At 51.9% G+C, this 667-nt stretch carries 1 protein-coding gene; it reads left to right on the top strand.

Annotation, left to right across the window (positions count from 1 at the left end; translation table 11 throughout):
• The first annotated feature begins 63 nt into the window (after positions 1–63).
• Positions 64–528 (top strand): phage terminase small subunit P27 family, encoded by a 465-nt coding sequence (locus tag Q1A48_RS21295; protein WP_299948872.1) that lies wholly within the window; start codon positions 64–66, stop codon positions 526–528.
• Positions 529–667: the final 139 nt, after the last annotated feature.

Here is a 667-nt window from a genome sequence, read left to right as displayed (position 1 = left end):
AATTTTTATGCGCGTTGAATTAAATCGAAAAAACCCACTTGGGCATTTTTAGGTGATATTGGAATGGCAGGGAGATATCCGCAGGCCGGGAATGTTGTTGATCATCCCGCCGCTGCGCAGAGCGAACAAGCCTCGGCAGAGAAAGCAGCCGAACTCAAGAAACTGGTTAAATCGTTGCGTCCGCGTGGTATTACCAAAGAGACGCGCCGGGTTTGGGACCGTGTGGCGTTGGAGTTGGCCAAGGTTGGGCGGCTAAAGCCACTGTTTGTGGATTACGTTTACGAATACTGTCGCACCAAGGTCGAGATGGATGAGTTGCGCCAGTTTCTTGTAGATAACGGACGGACCTATACCGTCGATGGCCGCAATGGTGAACAAATAAAGAATCACCCGGAAGTCGGCCAGCTGCGCGAAGTAGCACGGTTCTGGAACAGTATGGTTGCGCAGCTGGGTATGTCCCCCGCAACGGAACTCCGTTTTAACGACAAACAGGGCAACCTGTTTGATGATGAGTTCGACCGCCTATGACTTGGGATATGGATCACCTGGCAGATATCAATGCCTACTGCAATGATGTTCTGACGGGGGTAAAGCCCGCGTGCCGCTGGGAAATCCTTTCTGTTCAGCGCCATGTGGATGACTTGCAGAAAGGGGAGGCATTTCCCTA

Origin of the sequence: uncultured Microbulbifer sp., from assembly GCF_947489355.1 — a bacterium.
GTDB lineage: Bacteria > Pseudomonadota > Gammaproteobacteria > Pseudomonadales > Cellvibrionaceae > Microbulbifer.
Note: the sequence above shows the minus strand (reverse complement) of the source record. Positions and strands in the feature narration are given on the sequence as shown.

Coding starts and splice junctions, on each gene's coding strand:
- Q1A48_RS21295 (WP_299948872.1), top strand. CDS start 64: ATGGCAGGGAGATATCCGCAGGCCGGGAATGTTGTTGATCATCCCGCC.